Here is an 18,075-nt window from a genome sequence, read left to right as displayed (position 1 = left end):
TTAATTTAAGAAAGAGATAAGTATACCTAAGAAACGTAGAAATGCTATGGTTTGGGAGGAACGGTTTAAGCACCAGAGGCCACTCAGAGTACGTTAATTTTGGAATAGAAGAATAACTTATTAATTTTAAAGGCTAACTTATTGATAGGGTTAAAATCCTAGTTTAAACATAATATTCAAGCCACACAGGCATTACTTTATTCAGATAAGTCATAAATTTCCATAATCCGACTTGGGATTCTATTATCCCAAAAGGATCTGCTTTTAGTTCAGGGTAGGCGATACCTAAACCAAAAATACCAGGGGCTATGATACCAACATGGGGATCATAAGAAAAATAGTTAAGTCCATTAAGTGTTAGCGAATTGCGACGCTCAAAGCCTATTGCATAAACAACTTGATCACATGTAGCCAGATAGGGATGTATATCCTGCGCAAGTATATTATAGCGAACTAAATTAGATGGTAGAGCACCATCAATATAGTCCCGTGCCCAAGTCGCTGTTTCCCCTTTAAGCCCAGTATTATCAAATAAGGTCCATTCATCCATATTAATTGCATAACGACAAGGGGAACGATAAAAGTTAATCACCTGTTTGGCGCCCAATTCTACTAGATTACGTATTATCATAATGGCTGAATGTGATGAACCAAAAACGCCATAGGTAAAGTTTAAGTCAATGATTTTTTTTAATTTTTGCTTATCAACAGCAATTTCTAGAGGAAGATTCGTTACATTGGGATATTCAAGTGTTGCAGGAACTGAACCTGTTGCTAAAATAACTTGGCTTGCTATAAATTTATTAGACTCTGTTGATAGTATCCACTTTTTATTATCCATTATCATGCATTTAATAGCGCCCACTTTGCATACAACTTTATTGCAAAGTTGTTTAGTAATCCATTGTAGTGGTTCAACAACTTCTTTTAATAAACAGGTTTTATCTTTCTGAAGATTAGCCAAATTAAATTGCTCAGCAATGATATGATAATTGAAAGCCGTGGAATCATAGAGAAAGTGATTGAATTTATCGACGATAGTATTGCTAGATACATTAGACCAAAGCCTACCTAAATCGCCTACTTTAAAATAAGGATCAACCCATAAAATATCTTCAGGTTCAATACCTGCATCAATTAATTTACCTACTGCTGCAATTCCAGCCGGGCCTGCTCCAACTACCGCCCATTTAAAATATTGAATAGTCATTTGCTACTTTAATTAGGGTAAGTGTAGTATGATCAAAATTGTAGAAGTTAGCTGCTAATTTAACAAGCAATGTTTTAATTTATGAAGAATAAAATCCGATTTATTTGTAGCCAATGTGCTTGTACTTTTGCACAGTGGGCTGGCCATTGTACTCAGTGCGGTGCCTGGAATTCTATTGTTGAAGAAAATGTCATTAAAGTTGAAAAAAGCCCTCGATTTAGCAATTATGCTAATCAACGCTCAACAATTACCTCTTTAGAAGATGTAACTATTGATCATGAAACACGCATGGACTGTGGATTATCTGAACTAAATCGTGTTTTAGGTGGTGGCCTGGTGGAAGGATCGGTAGTCTTGATTGGTGGTGATCCGGGCATAGGAAAATCAACCTTGTTGCTACAAACATTGGCTAACCTTTCCGAGCAGCACAAGATACTTTATGTGACGGGTGAGGAATCGTTACAACAAGTCGCCATGCGTGCTAAGCGACTACAATTACCTACCGCCAAATTACGATTATTGGCTGAGACTCAAGTTGAAACCATTATTAATCATGCACAAAAAGAATTACCTAAGGTCATGGTTATTGATTCAATTCAAACTATTTTCACAGAAGCAATTAGTTCCGCACCAGGGGGAGTGGGGCAGGTACGGGAATCAGCAGCGCAATTAGTAAGATTCGCGAAAATGACACAAACAGCTGTTTTTTTAGTGGGGCATGTAACTAAGGAAGGAGCTATTGCCGGTCCTCGTGTCCTAGAGCATATGGTTGATAGTGTTTTATATTTTGAAGGTCAAAGTGATAATCGTTTTAGAGTGATTAGGGCAATAAAAAATCGCTTTGGTGCCGTTAATGAATTAGGCATTTTCGCTATGACGGATCGGGGATTAAAAGAAGTTGCTAATCCTTCAGCTATTTTTCTATCTAAACAACCTGATCCTACCCCCGGAAGTGCCGTTATGGTTACGTGGGAAGGTTCAAGGCCTATGTTAGTTGAAGTGCAAGCCTTAGTAGACGAAGCCCATGGGCAACAACCAAAACGAGTAACTGCAGGTCTTGAGCACAATCGCTTAGCAATTTTGTTGGCTGTACTACATAGGCATGGTGGTATCGCTACCTTTGATCAGGATGTGTTTATTAATGTTGTAGGTGGCGTAAAGGTTACTGAAACGGGTAGTGATCTAGCGCTATTAGCAGCTGTGGTTTCAAGTTTACGTAATCGAGTTTTTGATCCCGAAACAATTATTTTTGGCGAAATAGGTTTAGCAGGCGAGATTCGACCGGTACAGAGTGGACAAGAACGATTGCGCGAAGCTGCAAAACATGGCTTTAAAAGAGCTATTATTCCTTTTGCAAATGCACCTAAAGCAAAGCATGGTCTTCCCCTTGAAATTGAAGCTGTGAAGCATTTGCAGGAGGTGCTTGTTAAATTATAAGCAAATAGACTTCTTCGGACACTGCCATTGAGGGCCAACCTCATCCGAAAAAAGGTTTTCAAAGCCTGTCCCCATGTAGATGCGGATGCTCATGTACTTCTTGACAGGGTACTTTTTCAACCCTTTTTTCGGCTGACCTTGTCTCACTAACAGTTTCCGAAGAAGTCTAAGTTAAAATCCATTAATGCTGGTCGAAATAATCAGAGCGAACCCCGTAAATAGAGCAATTAAGTGTTTTATCTGATTGCTGCTCCCACGTAGGTTTATCTAAAACAGCCCTGGCATCTTGATAGCCCATATCCATCCTCAATTTAATCACTGCTTCAATAAAATTATAATCTTTGAAAGAATGGGAATAAGGCGTCGCATGATGAATAATATGTACAATACTAAGACGTTTACGATGGCCTAATTTAAGTATTTTTTGGACTTCAGGATCTTCTTTTGCTTCTGGCGTTAGTTTTTCACCTAAAAATTGAATGGCTGCTTGTAGATTCTGCTTAACGGTATAAACGTTGGTTAACCTGCGCGAATGACTAGCGTAGCGAATATCTTTTTGTCTTTCTTCAATTTGATCCATCGTTTGCGGCAGGCGGCCTTGTAAACTGAAGCAATCGACAACAAAGCATAGTGTATCGAGCTGTGGTAGCGCATCTAATACCGTAACGAGTGGTGTGTTAGCGTAGATTCCACCATCCCAATAATAATCTTCACCAATTTTTATTGCTGGGAATCCGGGCGGTAACGCCCCACTAGCCATCACATGATCTACTGTAATTGGGCATTTTTGGCTATTAAAAAAAACCATTTGCCCTGAAGTAATATTCACTGCGCCCAGACATAAAGTAATTTTTTTATTTTGGTTAATCCGATCGAAGTCTATATGTCGTTCTAAAGTGTGGCGTAACTCTGAGGTATCATAGTAACTTAAGTGATCAGGTGAATCTTGAGTTAACGCATGGGGTGGAATAAGACGCGGCTTAAAAAAGCCTTCCAAACCAAATAAAAGAGAATACATGGCGCCAACATGATTATGCATGTGATGAGCGAAATCAGACATATTAAAATCAAAGAAGGCATCTATTAATAACTTAGGCGTTATAGTTTCCCAGAAACTAATTAATTTATCTAACTGTGTTTCAGGAGGGTTACCGGCAATAATGGCTGAATTAATGGCGCCAATAGATACACCGGTTAAATAATTAGGTAGGTAGCCCCGCTCACGAATAGCTCGATAAGCGCCTACCTGATAAGCGCCTAAAGCGCCTCCACCTTGAAAAACACAAGCAATACGTTCGTAATGCTGTTTCTCATGCAACGGTTTTTCTGGCTGATTAATATAACTAATTGCTTCTTTATGATGCTTACTTTTATCTTTTTTTGCCCGAGTCATATTAACATCCCTGCAGCGTCACTTTTTATTAGTATATACTGAGAATTAGCATAAGGTAGCAATTTTTAATGTTTGTAGAGCTTGAACAACAGGCAAGAGAGGTAGTCCTTGAATTGTGCTATCTTGACCTTCTACCTTAGTAAATAGCCATTTAGCCCTACCTTCATAATTATAAGCACCGCAGCTTTGATAGGGTTTATCTGCTTGTAAATAGGTTTCTATAGTCTGGTCACTTATTAGTTTCATGCTTAGTAAAGCGACGTCTTGTCCTTCAAAAAGAAGTTTACCGGCTTTTGCAATGCAAAACGCTGCAATTTGTTGATGCTTTTTGCCACGAAGTTGACGCAGATGTGCAGTAGCTACTTCATGATTTCCTGGCTTATCAAAATAACGATTCGCCATAACACAGATCTGATCAGCTGCGAGTATATAAGAATCTGGATACTTTCTACTGACTATTAATGCTTTATCAGCAGCTAATGCGCGGGCTAATTCTAAAGGTTCGCTGTGTGCTAACTGGTTTTTCAGGGCTGTTTCATCACTGTCAGAGGGAATAACTTTAAATTCTAAACTAAGCGATTCAAGTAACTGTTTTCTAATTTTTGAGCCTGAGGCTAGAATTAGAGGTTTTTGAATTAAAAAATTAGACATAAATAGCAACCGAAGCCATCAATAAAAAGCCAATAATGACGAAACTAAAATCTCGAAGATTACAACAACGTTCAACCATGACACATTTTTCCAACCCATGTAACGTTCCTAAATAAAGAAATGTACCAGCAGAGGCAGCCATTAAGATTGGATCAAATAAGGAATGGGTTTCAACGCCACGGCCAAAATACCAACCTATAAAAATGCCGATAGGGGTCATTAAACAAAAACTCAAAAAGAAAAATAAACGCTTAGATATACTAAGCGAACTTTTATTTAATTGAATCGAGATAGCAAAGCTCTCAGCCCATTTATGCGTAATGATGGCTAAAAAAAGCATAATAATTAAGGAATTACTTGAATTTAAGCCCAGCGCTGCCCCTAGCATTAAAGAGTGAATTGATAACATAGCCCAAGCAAGAATAGCGAAAGCGGGATGATTTGCTGAATGATGGTGATAAAGCTCTTTTCCTAAATGCTCAAACCATAAAAAGAATAAAAAAACAATGCCTGTGATAATATAAGCAAAGGGATAATGATAGCCAAATTCATTAAATAAATGATTGGCATCAGGAAGCATATGTAATAAGCCTGCGCCTAAAAAAATACCCGTAGCTAATGTTTCTCCAATAGGGAAATCAATATGCTCTTCCGCATAACGGGCTCTCTTCCTAAAGGGGTACCACCCGGCTAGAAGAATAACAGCGACTATTGCTAAACCGAAAATTATTTTTAAACTAGTCGCAATTGTCATTTTTATCTCTCATAAAAGCTTAAATTTAAACAGTCTGCATAATAGAAGCAAGGTTAGGGATTAGCAATAAATTTATCTTCATAAAGTAAACAAATCTTTTTTATAAAAGGTTGTTGTTTTATATTTTTCTCAAGAAACACTGATAGTTCAGACAATTTATTATCTGAATCTAAATAGTTGTGTACTAAATCAATACGCATTTTGCCGTCCAGATAATGTAGAGTCCAATATTGAATACCTGGAAATTGCTCTTTCCATGAATTTAATAACGTTTTTTCTAATAAAGTACGGTTAGGAAGGTGAAGTGATGGGCAATTAATTTCATCATCTTCTGGATCCACATGAACAATAACGTCATTAATACGTTTAAATTGGTTCATCAATAAATGATGAACGTGTTGAGCAATATAGTGGCCCTCAGAGACGGAAATAAATGGAGAAACTAAAATATGGACATCAATTAAAATATCGCCACCCATAAGCCGACTGCGCAATTGATGAATACGCTGGACGCCATCAATTTGTTCAATGACCGCGCTAATTTCATTTAAGATTTCAGGTTCTACAGCGGTATCTACTAATTCTTTAACACTATTCCACCCATAAGATAGCCCCATTTTAATAATCATTAAACCAACAATAATAGCAGCTACGGCATCTAAATAAGGAAAACCCATAAAACTGCCCATAATACCAAGTGTAACCACAAGCGAAGCAGCAGCATCTGAACGATGGTGCCAAGCATTAGCTGTAATAAGTGGCGATTGAATTTTTCTGCCAATATGACGGGTATAATGAAACAAAATTTCATTAAAAAGGACAGAAAATAAAGCGATAAGTAAGGTTATTTTGGCAGGTATATTATGAAAGCCTTCCATAAGTTCATCGACAGCGTCCCAGGCGATGCCAAATCCGGTAAGAATCAATAATAAAGCAAGTAAAAGAGTCGCTGCTGTTTCAATACGTTGATGGCCATAAGGGTGAGAACTATCAGCGTCTTGACTGCCAAATTTAGAAGCAAAAATAACCATAATATCTGTAACTAAATCTGCAAAAGAATGCATTCCGTCAGCAGCTAACGCATGCGAATGATAAAGTAATCCGCCTATTAATTTAATGACTCCAAGTAATGCATTAATAATTGCACCAATTAGAGTTACTCTTTTCGCTTTTTGATAACGCTCAGACATTGGCCACCTTTTTAACGAGTTTAAATTATTAATCGATATTTTAGGTTTTTTGCGCACATTTATTGTAATGCAAATGAGGGTAAGGACTAAGATTTATTTTTAACATAGAGAAATAAACATCGATAATATAAATTTAGAAACTAAGCCTAATCAAAAAAGACATTATGTTAATCGAATTAAATTTAGTTTTATAAGTTAACACTGTTTATCTAATCATTATTTAGATTGGTAAGAACTAAACCATCTCTCTAAGCTACGTATTTATAAGGATTTTAAGAGTCTATGCACAAGCTTATCCACAGAATTTGTGGATAACGAAGAAAAGTTAAATCTTCAGAATGAAGCTGTTAAGCTATATCCAGTAAGGATTTTGCTTAAAAAGTATGTTAATAAAAAGAGCGTTTAGGAGAAAAAGAGAATTAGTTATCCACAGGATATTAAAAAGGCAGGCAAAACAAAGCTGGCTATAGTAACAGAGAAAAAAATAATGTCTAGATTTAACTGAAAATTTAATGACGATAAAAAGTAAGAAGCTTAAATTGAGCCAATAATTCCAAGGCAAATGAGACGTTAAATTAACTTTGTAGGAACTGTTCAAATTGGCCTAACCAGCGCTTAGCAATTAACTGAGCTGTTTCAGGTGCTGTATTTATTAATTCATTACCCCAATGTGTCACATAGGGTAATAAGGCATTATCTCGGGGAAGATTGGCAATTTTAAATTGACGATAGCCTGTCTGTTTAGTGCCAAGAAATTCACCGGCTCCTCGTAATTGTAAATCTCTTTCAGCAATTACAAACCCGTCTGTGGTTGCGCGCATGATTTGCAGGCGTTCTGCACCAAACTCTGAAAGAGGTGATTGATATAATAACAGACAATAAGATTGGTTATTTCCTCTGCCAACTCGGCCACGTAATTGGTGAAGTTGAGAGAGCCCTAAACGCTCTGCATTCTCAATAATCATAAGACTTGCGTTAGGTACGTCAACACCGACTTCAATCACTGTGGTGGCTACCAATAAATCTAATTCACCCCCTTTAAATGCTGCCATAATGGCTTCTTTCTCGATGGGTTTCATCTTGCCATGTACTAAACCAACTTTTACTCCTGGTAAATGTTCTTGTAAAGTTTTAGCTGTTAAGCTGGCCGCAGTACATTGTAATTTTTCTGATTCTTCAATAAGTGTACAGACCCAGTATGCCTGCATGCCGCTTGCAATAGCAGCTTTTAAGCGCTCTATAATTTGTTCACGTTTGTCTTGATTAACAACTGCTGTGTGAACAGGAACGCGGCCTGGAGGTAAGGCGTCAATAATAGAAATATCTAAGTGGGCAAACTGGGTCATTGCTAAAGTTCGTGGTATAGGCGTTGCTGTCATTAATAATTGGTGGGGCATAAATTTTTCTTGCTGTCCCTTTTGCTGCAATAATAAACGTTGTTCTACCCCAAACCGATGTTGTTCATCGATAATGATTAAGCCTAGCCGATGAAATTCAACACCTTCTTGAAATAAAGCATGCGTACCTATAGCAATATGGCATTTGTCTGTTGTTAACTGTGCTAAGATTTCTCGTTTTTGTTTTGCTTTCATTTTCCCACTTAAACGTACACAATGAATACCCAAGGGAGAAAACCATTTCTGAAAATTAATTGCATGTTGTTCACTTAATAAGTCAGTTGGCGCCATTAAAGCGACTTGATATCCTTGTGCTATTGCTTGCAGTGCCGCGATAGCTGCGACCGTTGTTTTACCACATCCAACATCACCTTGAATTAGCCTAAGCATGGGCTTATTTTTACTTAAATCCTCTTTAATCTCGATACTAACTCGCAATTGCGCTTCTGTTAGGGCAAAGGGTAATTGATCAAGAAATCGTTTGTATAGTAATTCGTTAAATAATAAAGGAGGCGCATAGAACTGATTACGATAGTGTCTTGCAAATTGCATACTTAAACGTTGAGCTAATAATTCATCGAAACTCATTCTTTGCAGAGCTGGATGTGTTCCTGACTCTAATGTGTTCATCGTTGTATCAGGGGATGGGCTATGAAGAAAAGTAATTGCTTGCCCTAAAGGAGGAAAATTATAACTTTTCAACTGCTCATGAGTCATCCATTCTAATTGCTCTAACTCAGGTTGATAGTTAGATAAAGTCATTTTAATAATTTGGCGCAGTCTACTTTGTGTAAGGCCCTCTGTCGTTGAGTAAATAGGCGTTAGTGTTTCATCGACTTTGACATCATGTTCATTATCTAAAATTCGATATTCAGGATGAATCATTTCAAATTGATTAGCAAAATCACGGACTTCGCCAAAGACTCGCAACCAAGTATTTGTTTTAAGGGTATTTAATTGTTGTTTATTAAAATGGAAAAAACGAAGTCTTAAAATGCCATTTGTTCTATCTTGCACGTAACAATAAAGCATCATTCGCTTACCATATTTAATTTCAATTTTACAAATTTGCCCTACGATAACGCAGTACTCATTTGGGCGAAGATCTTGGATAGGTGTAATTCGCGTCCTATCTTGATAACGATAAGGGAGATGAAATAGGAGATCACCGATAGTTTTAATACCACATCGGTTTAATTTGTTCACTAGGGCAGGTCCTACACCTGGTAATATTTCGCAAGTTTGTGACAGCACGATATAATAACTAAGTTAAAAGAAAGAATAATACCAGGAAATTAAGTAAGTGTTGAATTAGACGCTTAAATAAGCTATTACATCACAAAAGAGGCAAATTCGTATCTTAATGTATTCCACAGTTGCATGGTTGCTTCTAACACCGTTATAGTAACTTTTTCAAAAGAAATCTTTTGAAAAGCTAAACAACAGGAGAAGGAATGAACCGGACTGTTACCTTTACTGCAAACATGATCTTAGTTTGTATCATTGGCTTTTTGTTAGTTGTCGGTCGGGGCTTACTTATTCCATTTGTTATTGCCATTTTTATTTGGCATCTGCTCAATACCATCATTGTATCAATACAGCATATCCCTGTTTATGGTACTCATATGCCACTTTGGCTTAGGACACTAATTGCTCTTCTAATTGTAATAGCTCTATTTACAATGTTGGTAAATATTATCTCTGGTAATGTTATAGAGGTCATTGAGGTTTCGCCACGTTATCAAGAAAACCTTATGGATATTCTTAAAAATATTGATAATTTTTTCCATATTAAGATGCTTGCTCGCTTTGATAGTTTTTTAAAAGATGTAAGCGTACAAAATTTAATTGTTAATGTTTATTCTGTTTTTAGTACAATTGCAGGCTCTGCTGTGCTTATAACCTTATATGTTGTGTTTTTATTTGTTGAGCAACATTATTTAAGACAAAAAATAGATGCTCTATTTCCTCAAACGGAGCATCGAGAATTAGTAGACAATATTATCAATCATATTGTTAATGACACGCAAACCTACTTAGGTATTAAAACATTTCTAAGTGTGATAACTGCAATTACCAGCTGGCTACTAATGAAGCTTGTAGGACTCGATTTTGCGGAGTTCTGGGCTCTTTTAATTTTCTTTCTGAATTATATTCCAAATATAGGCGCTATTATTGCAACAGTTTTTCCAGCTTTATTGGCGATGATTCAATTTGATGATTGGTTACCGTTTCTTATTATCTCCCTTGGTTTTATCTTTATCCATTTCATCATCGGTAATATTATTGAACCTAGATACTTAGGCAAGTCATTACACTTAAGTCCATTAGTTATTTTATTTTCCCTTGCTCTTTGGGGGGCAATATGGGGTATATTGGGGATGTTTCTTGCGGTACCCATAACAGTGATGATGATGATTGTTTTTGCTCATTTTGATAAAACAAGGCCTCTTGCGATTATATTATCGCAAGATGGTTATATTAGAAAAGCTTATGAGAAATTACCTGTAGAAGAGTAAAAGAAATTTGAAGATATTACGACTAAAATATGTTTCTAAATAATTCTATGTGAGTATTTTAAATCTTGCTAGTTATTTTTTATTCAATTAATCTAAGTATAATACTTTGCTGAATTAACTCTAAGTAACGTAAGACACAAGGTATGCAAGGTCAATTTAAGTTTTTTAAAAAATTACCAGATAATCTCAAAATTGAAATAACTCAAAGTTTATCCCTATCTACTTTAGTAAAGTTTGCTCTAACTGCAAAGAATCATTTAGTTTTATTTAAGCCTATAATTGATGCTTCTAGACTATTACAATCTCTTGTGCGTGGTGAGCATGATGAAGTTCACCTTATGCTATATGATAATATAAATTTAATTTTTCAAAAGGGCAAAGTAACGGATTGCTCTGGACGAACTTTTGATAACATTAGTGCATTTGAATACACACTTTGGGCACTAGATAAGCACATGTGGGCTATGATGCTTAATTGCATACCTAAATATGAGGTAGGTAAAAATATATGCGCAATATTATTAACTCAATATGACCAAGTTAATACTGTAGGAATCACTTATAGACTTAATGGTAAAATAATCACCGAAAAGCATTTCGATTACGAGAATACCATTATTAAAGAATTGCAAACTCAATTGGATTTGCTGGATATACCAGGGAAGAAAAATTGGGACATTATTAATAAGCAATGGGTAGAAGGTGTTGGCGGTGCGCAAAAATTATTGCCTATGCACGTTGTTAATGAGTATGGTTCTAGGTACCCTTTTTATCCTCTACCAGATTTTATTAGACACCCTGCATCAATACATTTTGGTAATAGTAAAACTAGAGAAGAAAATTGGTTTGGTCCTGATTCCAAAATAGGCTTGGAACTCGCAGTGTATAAAGGGCGGTGGGATAAGGCTTCTTGGTCAAAAAGTACATGTAATTCGATAGTTAAACATGACTTAGCTGCTTTAAGAGCATTATTTAAATTGAGAATCCAAGACCTTATTAATCTTAAATCAAAACTTAAGAAACAGATGGATATATGCCATGATTCCCAATTTCCTAGTTTTCTATATCCAGATTATATTAAAATTTCTAAGCCTTGAGAGTTCTATTTCGACCAAAATAGATGATATTTATTTAACTTAAATGACTTGTATCCTAGGAAGCGCTTAAGTAGAAGCAAAAGCTTTGCTTCTGGCAGGAAAAAGCGCATAATAGTTGCCTTTTGATAAACGAAAAATCTGATGAAACACATTGTTGAACAGCTACTTTTAGATGCATTAGCTAAACTTAAAACACAAGGTATCATTTCGACTGAGCAGGATGTTGAAGTTAAGATTGAGCGAACAAAAGATGCTAATCACGGTGATTTTGCCACAAATTTAGCACTTATGTTAGCAAAGCCTTGTCAAAAACCACCCAGGCAAATGGCTGATCTCATTATAAATGCATTAAATCCGCATCCCTCGGTTGTACGTATCGAAATAGCGGGGCCAGGATTTATCAATTTCTTTCTAGGTAATGACGTTTTATTAGAAGTAATCGCAAAAATTTTAACAGAAAAAGAACAATTTGGTCATTCTAATCTTGGCCACAATAAAAAAGTTATTCTCGAATTTGTTTCAGCTAATCCAACAGGCCCGCTTCATGTTGGCCATGGCCGAGGTGCTGCTTTCGGCGCTACTTTATCAAATATTTTAAAAGCAGCAGGATTTAATGTAAGTAATGAGTATTATGTTAATGATGCTGGTCGGCAAATGGATATTTTAACGGCTAGTGTATGGCTTCGTTATCTTGAATTAGCAGGTGAACCAATTATATTTCCAGCAAATGCTTATCGTGGTGATTATGTTCAAGCAATTGCAGACGATTTTTTAAGTAAACATAGCCATCAATATGTTTATCCATGGTCAATTATTACAGAAGGTTTACCACCTGATGAGCCTCAGGGTGGTGATAAAGAAGCGTATATTGATGCTGTTATTTTAAGAATGAAGGCCCTGCTAGGTACAGCAAGTTTCAATTTATTTCATAAGCAAGCACTTGATTCTGTCCTTAATGATATAAAAGATGATTTAAATGAATTTGGTGTTCATTTTGATTGTTGGTTTTCAGAGCGTTCATTATTAGAAGGGAAGGCAATTGAGAAAGGTATCGATGCCTTAAAACAGGCTGGGTACACTTATGAAAAAGAGGGTGCCTTATGGTTTAAAGCGACTGCTTTTGGTGATGAAAAAGATAGAGTATTAATTCGAGCAAATGGGCAAACAACTTATTTTGCTTCAGACGTGGCTTATCATTGGGATAAATATAACCGTGGTTTTGCTAGAGTTATCGATATTTTTGGTGCTGATCATCATGGCTATGTTTCCCGGGTTCGCGCTGCTGTTACAGCATTAGGGCATGATGAACGAGCACTCGATGTTATGTTAGTTCAATTCGCAATTTTATACCGAGGTGGCGAACGCATGCAAATGTCGACTCGCAGTGGGTCCTTTGTTACCCTAAGAGAATTGCGTGAAGAAGTTGGTAATGATGCAGCTCGCTTTTTTTATGTCATGCGTAAGCCTGAACAACATATGGATTTTGATCTCGATCTAGCTAAGTCAAAATCAAATGAAAATCCAGTCTATTATATTCAGTATGCTCATGCGCGGATATGTAGCGTTTTAAGGCAATTGCAAGAGCGACAATATACGTTAAATATAGAGCAAGGCTTACAATCAATCAAGCAGTTATCCGAACCAAATGAAATAACATTATTAACCTTGTTAAGTCGTTATCCAGAAGTGATTACATTAGCGGCATCTAATTGTGAGCCTCATCAACTTGCTTATTATTTACGAGAACTAGCTAATGGCTTACATAGCTATTACAATGCAATAATTTTATTATGTGAAGATGAGTCATTACGTAACGCCCGAATGTGCCTACTTACTGCAGTACGTCAGGTGTTAGGAAATGGATTGCAATTATTAGGTGTTTCAGCCCCTGAGAGTATGTGATGGCAAAGGATTATGTTAAGCGGCCCGTAAGACAACGTCGGAATGTTCCAAAACAATTGGTTACCTTGTTAGCCTCTTTTTTGTGTGGTTATTTGACTGCTACAGTTTTTGATTTTACTAGTTTATCAGCTTGGGTTAATCAGCATGTTTTAAAACATAAAGAGTTACCTGCTGAAAAAATAAAAGTAGCTAAACAGCAAATTGTTAAACCAAAGTTCGAATTTTATACTTTACTAGCTAAAGATAATACGCCACCTGCTCCAACAGTTAATCGAATGGCTGTAGCAAGTGCTAGAAACCAACCTATACCACAACTGGTACCTAATTCAGCTATGCAAGGTGCAGCTTTACAGGGCGCAGGGAATACACAGCAAGCGCAACCCCAGGAGATAATTGGACAGCGCTCACCCATTAATTCAACGACCCAACTTCCTAATCAACACGTTCGCCAAGCGGTAGTATCAGTTGATAATAAAGGAAGTCTATTAGCTGCTCGTCATTCTAGAGAAGCATTTTTAATACAAATTGCAGCCTTTAATCGACGTCAAGATGCTGAACATTTGAAAGCAGCCTTAGTATTACGAGGTTTTGATGTAGCAATCTCACCTATTTTAAAAAATAATGTAAATTGGTATCGGGTAGTAGTTGGCCCTTTTCCTTCACGTGCTGAAGCTGAAAAGGCTCAGATTGCAGTAGCAAGGAGTGAACGTATGAAAGGGATGATCCGTAAAATTGATGTTTGAGTTTACAGCGGCAAAAATTTATGAACCTTTTTTCTTCTAAAATATGTTTGCGTTTGCTTATTTGCTTTATTTAAACCATAAATAAACCTAAAAAAAATGTATTCGCTTTGCAATAATATGTTGCAAAACCTATAACATAAGACCTTATTTCCACGACTTGCATAGCATCCGCAACAACCCCGTTTTTGTGTAGTAATTATCTACAAATTATTTTAGAATAGGGCACTTTCTTTTGGTTACCCTCCCTTAGATGAAAAAAATAACTCTCTTTCAGGAGTCTTTTCTAGTTGCTGGTATCATGTGTTTTGATAGTTGTGGCAATACAATTCAAAGTCTTCTTAAAGCTTGTATTGGTGATTGTATTAAAGAAAAACTTCTACCTCCAGATGCTCGTATTATAATAGATTCTGAACCCAGTGGTTTAGGACTTCATCGATTAACAATTACTATAGAAAGCAGCGAGGTTGATTTTTCTCCAGCAAAAAATTTTCATGCAAAACTTGTAGCTAAAATTAAAGAAGATATCATTTTTGAAGTAATTGATGACACATCAAAAGAGCAAGCAGATAATAAATACAGCAAAACCAATTGGATAAATATATTAATAAATTTGATTGCTATGGGTATTATTATTACCTTAGCGCTTGTCTTTCCACCTTCAATTTTACTGACTGCTAGTTTAACAGCAATCTCTTTTCTAGCTACAGCGTTTACCTCAAGAGAATATTTGCTTAATTTTTTTCGTAATCTACGTACTAAAAAATTAGCTAATATGTCTACTACTATTAGCCTTGGCTGGTTTTTATCTTTGGCACATACAATTTTTCATACTATAGCAATGCCTTTGGCTATTGGTTTTTCGATGGTTTTTATGAACTTTCTTATGCCAATTATGTTGATAATATGTATCAATGCCATGAATGAAATTAAACGTCTAATTTTAGAGAAATCTAAAAAGATACAACTTAAAGGAATCAACTCGTTATTTCCACAAATGTCTGAAAGATATCGTTGCTATCAATTATCCCAAAATCAATTAGAAATTTTATCTCATAAAATAGATTTAGTAATTAATAATAAAAATCAACGCTCTTCTGAAGATGTTTCCTTCGTATATGAAGAAGATAGCAATGAGTTTTTGCAACAGTTATTAAGTGCTGCAGAAGTACAAGAAGAGCACAGAAATTTATTAACAGAAGGTATGATTATTGAAGTTAAACAGGGTGAATGCTTTCCTGTAGACTGTATTTTAATTGAGGGCAATACGGTGATTGATGCGTCACTTCTAACTGGAGAGCCACAACAGAGCAAACAACTTTGGCAAAGTATTCCTGCAGGTGCAATTAACCTTGGCCAGAAAGTAACAGTATATGCTACTAAAAATACTTATAATAGTACGGTGAACAGTTTATTATTTCGTTCAAATCGTGCTAGAAATACACCTACGTTTGAAGCAATACCTCAGTTTGCATATGTCTATACCGCTTTGCTTGCAGTCGGTATTGTTGCTGCTGTTTTTGCACCGGTAGCTTTTGGCGTGATGGCGACCTCTTTAATTATGCAAAATGTGATTGGTATTTTATTTTCCGTATGCCCTTGTACCATTGCTATTGCTCATCAATTGCCAAAATTAATCAGCATCCACCATCGTAGTAGCAAAGGTATTCATCTGCGAGATGAAAGCTTAATAAGTGGGCAGGTAGATGTAATACATACTATTGTATTTGATAAAACAGGAACGTTAACTACAGGTAATTCTGTTGTTGAATCATCTGATATCCCTATAAATTCACCACTATGGCAGAGAATTTATTTGCTAGAAAAAGGATATGGTAGAGAACATCCATTAGCTAAAGCAATTCAGAAACATTATGAAACTAATACTAATAGTCAACTTCTTTTTGATGATATCAAAGAGCATAAGATAGATGAGAAAAATCGCGGGTTAAGTGCGCGTGTGCAAGAGAAATTAATTCATATAGGAAGTATCGATTATCTAAAAGATAATCATATTATTATTCCTGACCTTGATAAAACTAAAATTGAACAAGGTTTTTCAGCCGTTTATGTTGCCGAAGATGGCATTTATAAAGGTGTCATTTATGTTAAGCACGAAGTAAGAGAAGGTATTATAGAAGCGCTCTCTTATTTAAAGAGTCAAGGCAAAAAAATTATAATGCTAACAGGTGATAATTTTTTATCGGCTAAAGGGTTTAATAAGCAAATCAAGTCAATTTTTGATGAACAAGATATTTACGTGGGGCAAACCCCCCAAGATAAAGAGCAGTTTTTAAAAAAACTTATGGACGCTCCCGGCACTGATCCTAAAGGTGTATGGTTTGTAGGGGATGGCTTAAATGATGCGCCTTGCTGTCGAGTTGTTTCGGAGGAAGGTGGCGTTAGTTGTGCGATGGAATCTAGCAATAAGACCGTCTTTTTTACAGATGTTTGTTTAAACGGTTCTTTAAATTATCTATTTAAACATAATAAATTAAATCATTCTCTATACCAAAATATTATACAAAACCAAGGGATTTTAATTTATAGTACGGTGGTTTTCTTAGCTTTTATTATTAGTTTTTCTATAGCTGGCATTGCCGTACCGCCACTCATTCCTATGGCAATTATGTTGTCAACAACGCTTTTTGTTTTATTTAATGCTTATAGAAATCAACTTATTATTGATAATTCACTTGATAAGAGAGTTTCATGGCCTAAAAAGCTATTAGGTTCAAATTTATCAATTGGTTTACTACTAGGTGCAAGTACTTTACTCATTAGTAGCGTTTTAGTAGCAACTATAGTAACAGGTGGCCTTGCATTACCCGTTATCGCATTTACAGCTGGGATCGCTGCGGCCTTTAGCAGTATTTGTACTTTATCTGCGATTGGTTTGTTTTGCACATTTATTCTGTTATGTATGAGCTCTTCTCTGTCAGAAAAAAGTAATTCATTCCCAACTAAGTTAGATTTGACTAGTAAACATCAATCTAATACAAATGTAACTGTAGCTGATAGACCAATAGTTAGAGAGTTAAGCTATAAAGAATCTTTATTTAATAGAGCAGGAAATCGTAAGAATAATATTAGCCTACAGCAAGATATTAATGAAAATCTAATGTCAACTCAAAACAGTGTTATTTTTTAAATATGTACATATGTATGTTTTGCATGGGTTAAATGCAATTATAACTGTAAAAAAATTAAAAAACAGCGAATGTTTATATAAGTCTAGAAAGCTTAATCACATGCAAGTTAAATAGATACTTAACGGTTTACACAGACACGTACATCAGTCGCATTTTTAATAGCATGAGGTTTGCTAACGCTTACTGTAACCTCGTTGAGGCTAAACTCTTTCTTAATTAATTGTGCAACGTTGTCTGCTACAGTCTCAATTAAATTAAAAGAATTTGATTCAACAAACGTAGTTACTAATTCTGTTAATTTCGCATAATCAATTGTTTTATTAATATCATCATTACAATCGTTAAAATTAGTAGGGATAGAAATATTTAATACTAGACGCTGTACGATACGTTTTTCCCAGGTATGTACGCCAATTTTAGTAGCAATAGTGAGACCTGTGATTTCAAGTCTATCCATCTTAAATATCCTTTTAAAGAAAACTAGAATAACAATTCATACTCTTAAGAGCAATCATAAATGAACTTTCATAAAAATTAAAATAATCTCATTATAAAACTAAGATCTTTCAAATTTACAGTCAATTGATAATTGTGTTAATTCTAACTTACAACAATAATCAAAATTAATTTGCC

Annotated in this window: 13 protein-coding genes; 6 read left to right on the top strand and 7 right to left on the bottom strand. The window is 35.6% G+C overall.

Annotated features, from left to right (window positions below; translation table 11 throughout):
* Positions 1-163: 163 nt before the first annotated feature.
* Positions 164-1,210 carry an FAD/NAD(P)-binding protein gene (locus E1P04_RS01110; protein ID WP_131781087.1) on the bottom strand — a complete coding sequence of 349 codons (1,047 nt, stop codon included), beginning with the start codon at positions 1,208-1,210 and terminating at the stop codon, positions 164-166.
* A gap of 81 nt (positions 1,211-1,291) precedes the next feature.
* On the opposite strand from E1P04_RS01110, the gene radA reads away from it, so the two are divergent.
* Complete coding sequence (radA, locus tag E1P04_RS01105) at positions 1,292-2,647, top strand: DNA repair protein RadA (protein ID WP_131781086.1); 1,356 nt, start codon at positions 1,292-1,294, stop codon at positions 2,645-2,647.
* 181 nt (positions 2,648-2,828) lie between these two features.
* Here the strand turns inward: radA and E1P04_RS01100 are convergent, their stop codons facing one another.
* From E1P04_RS01100 to recG, 5 genes are all read right to left on the bottom strand, one after another.
* Entirely contained in the window at positions 2,829-4,040 is a 1,212-nt protein-coding gene (locus E1P04_RS01100) for a patatin-like phospholipase family protein (protein ID WP_131781085.1), read from the bottom strand.
* A gap of 45 nt (positions 4,041-4,085) precedes the next feature.
* Positions 4,086-4,691 carry a Maf family protein gene (locus E1P04_RS01095; RefSeq protein ID WP_131781084.1) on the bottom strand — a complete coding sequence of 202 codons (606 nt, stop codon included), beginning with the start codon at positions 4,689-4,691 and terminating at the stop codon, positions 4,086-4,088.
* Complete coding sequence (locus E1P04_RS01090; RefSeq protein ID WP_131781083.1) at positions 4,684-5,445, bottom strand: ZIP family metal transporter; 762 nt, start codon at positions 5,443-5,445, stop codon at positions 4,684-4,686. The genes E1P04_RS01095 and E1P04_RS01090 overlap by 8 nt, the downstream gene beginning before the upstream one ends.
* 53 nt (positions 5,446-5,498) lie before the next feature.
* On the bottom strand, positions 5,499-6,635 hold the full coding sequence (locus E1P04_RS01085) for a cation diffusion facilitator family transporter (protein WP_131781082.1): 1,137 nt from the start codon (positions 6,633-6,635) through the stop codon (positions 5,499-5,501).
* A gap of 575 nt (positions 6,636-7,210) precedes the next feature.
* Complete coding sequence (recG, locus tag E1P04_RS01080; protein WP_131781081.1) at positions 7,211-9,286, bottom strand: ATP-dependent DNA helicase RecG; 2,076 nt, start codon at positions 9,284-9,286, stop codon at positions 7,211-7,213.
* 200 nt (positions 9,287-9,486) lie between these two features.
* On the opposite strand from recG, the gene E1P04_RS01075 reads away from it, so the two are divergent.
* From E1P04_RS01075 to E1P04_RS01055, 5 genes are all read left to right on the top strand, one after another.
* Positions 9,487-10,551 carry an AI-2E family transporter gene (locus E1P04_RS01075; RefSeq protein WP_131781080.1) on the top strand — a complete coding sequence of 355 codons (1,065 nt, stop codon included), beginning with the start codon at positions 9,487-9,489 and terminating at the stop codon, positions 10,549-10,551.
* Positions 10,552-10,694: 143 nt separating this feature from the next.
* Positions 10,695-11,648 carry an F-box protein gene (locus tag E1P04_RS01070; protein ID WP_242604362.1) on the top strand — a complete coding sequence of 318 codons (954 nt, stop codon included), beginning with the start codon at positions 10,695-10,697 and terminating at the stop codon, positions 11,646-11,648.
* 141 nt (positions 11,649-11,789) lie between these two features.
* Positions 11,790-13,550 (top strand): arginine--tRNA ligase, encoded by a 1,761-nt coding sequence (gene argS / locus E1P04_RS01065; protein ID WP_131781079.1) that lies wholly within the window; start codon positions 11,790-11,792, stop codon positions 13,548-13,550.
* Positions 13,550-14,293, top strand: coding sequence for an SPOR domain-containing protein (locus tag E1P04_RS01060; RefSeq protein WP_131781078.1), 744 nt, complete (start codon positions 13,550-13,552; stop codon positions 14,291-14,293). The genes argS and E1P04_RS01060 overlap by 1 nt, the downstream gene beginning before the upstream one ends.
* Positions 14,294-14,543: 250 nt before the next feature.
* Positions 14,544-17,441, top strand: a complete 2,898-nt coding sequence (locus E1P04_RS01055; RefSeq protein ID WP_131781077.1) for an HAD-IC family P-type ATPase — start codon at positions 14,544-14,546, stop codon at positions 17,439-17,441.
* Positions 17,442-17,560: 119 nt separating this feature from the next.
* Here E1P04_RS01055 and folB read toward each other — a convergent pair whose 3' ends face one another.
* Positions 17,561-17,899: a dihydroneopterin aldolase gene (gene folB, locus E1P04_RS01050; protein ID WP_131781076.1), complete on the bottom strand. Its 339-nt coding sequence runs from the start codon at positions 17,897-17,899 to the stop codon at positions 17,561-17,563.
* Between the last annotated feature and the right edge of the window lie 176 nt (positions 17,900-18,075).

The organism is Legionella gresilensis (genome assembly GCF_900639865.1).
In the GTDB taxonomy this organism is placed as follows: Bacteria; Pseudomonadota; Gammaproteobacteria; order Legionellales; family Legionellaceae; genus Legionella_C; species Legionella_C gresilensis.
This window is presented reverse-complemented; position numbering and strand designations above follow the sequence as displayed.

Coding starts and splice junctions, on each gene's coding strand:
- E1P04_RS01110 (WP_131781087.1), bottom strand. CDS start 1,210: ATGACTATTCAATATTTTAAATGGGCGGTAGTTGGAGCAGGCCCGGCT.
- radA (WP_131781086.1), top strand. CDS start 1,292: ATGAAGAATAAAATCCGATTTATTTGTAGCCAATGTGCTTGTACTTTT.
- E1P04_RS01100 (WP_131781085.1), bottom strand. CDS start 4,040: ATGACTCGGGCAAAAAAAGATAAAAGTAAGCATCATAAAGAAGCAATT.
- E1P04_RS01095 (WP_131781084.1), bottom strand. CDS start 4,691: ATGTCTAATTTTTTAATTCAAAAACCTCTAATTCTAGCCTCAGGCTCA.
- E1P04_RS01090 (WP_131781083.1), bottom strand. CDS start 5,445: ATGACAATTGCGACTAGTTTAAAAATAATTTTCGGTTTAGCAATAGTC.
- E1P04_RS01085 (WP_131781082.1), bottom strand. CDS start 6,635: ATGTCTGAGCGTTATCAAAAAGCGAAAAGAGTAACTCTAATTGGTGCA.
- E1P04_RS01075 (WP_131781080.1), top strand. CDS start 9,487: ATGAACCGGACTGTTACCTTTACTGCAAACATGATCTTAGTTTGTATC.
- E1P04_RS01070 (WP_242604362.1), top strand. CDS start 10,695: ATGCAAGGTCAATTTAAGTTTTTTAAAAAATTACCAGATAATCTCAAA.
- argS (WP_131781079.1), top strand. CDS start 11,790: ATGAAACACATTGTTGAACAGCTACTTTTAGATGCATTAGCTAAACTT.
- E1P04_RS01060 (WP_131781078.1), top strand. CDS start 13,550: ATGGCAAAGGATTATGTTAAGCGGCCCGTAAGACAACGTCGGAATGTT.
- E1P04_RS01055 (WP_131781077.1), top strand. CDS start 14,544: ATGAAAAAAATAACTCTCTTTCAGGAGTCTTTTCTAGTTGCTGGTATC.
- folB (WP_131781076.1), bottom strand. CDS start 17,899: ATGGATAGACTTGAAATCACAGGTCTCACTATTGCTACTAAAATTGGC.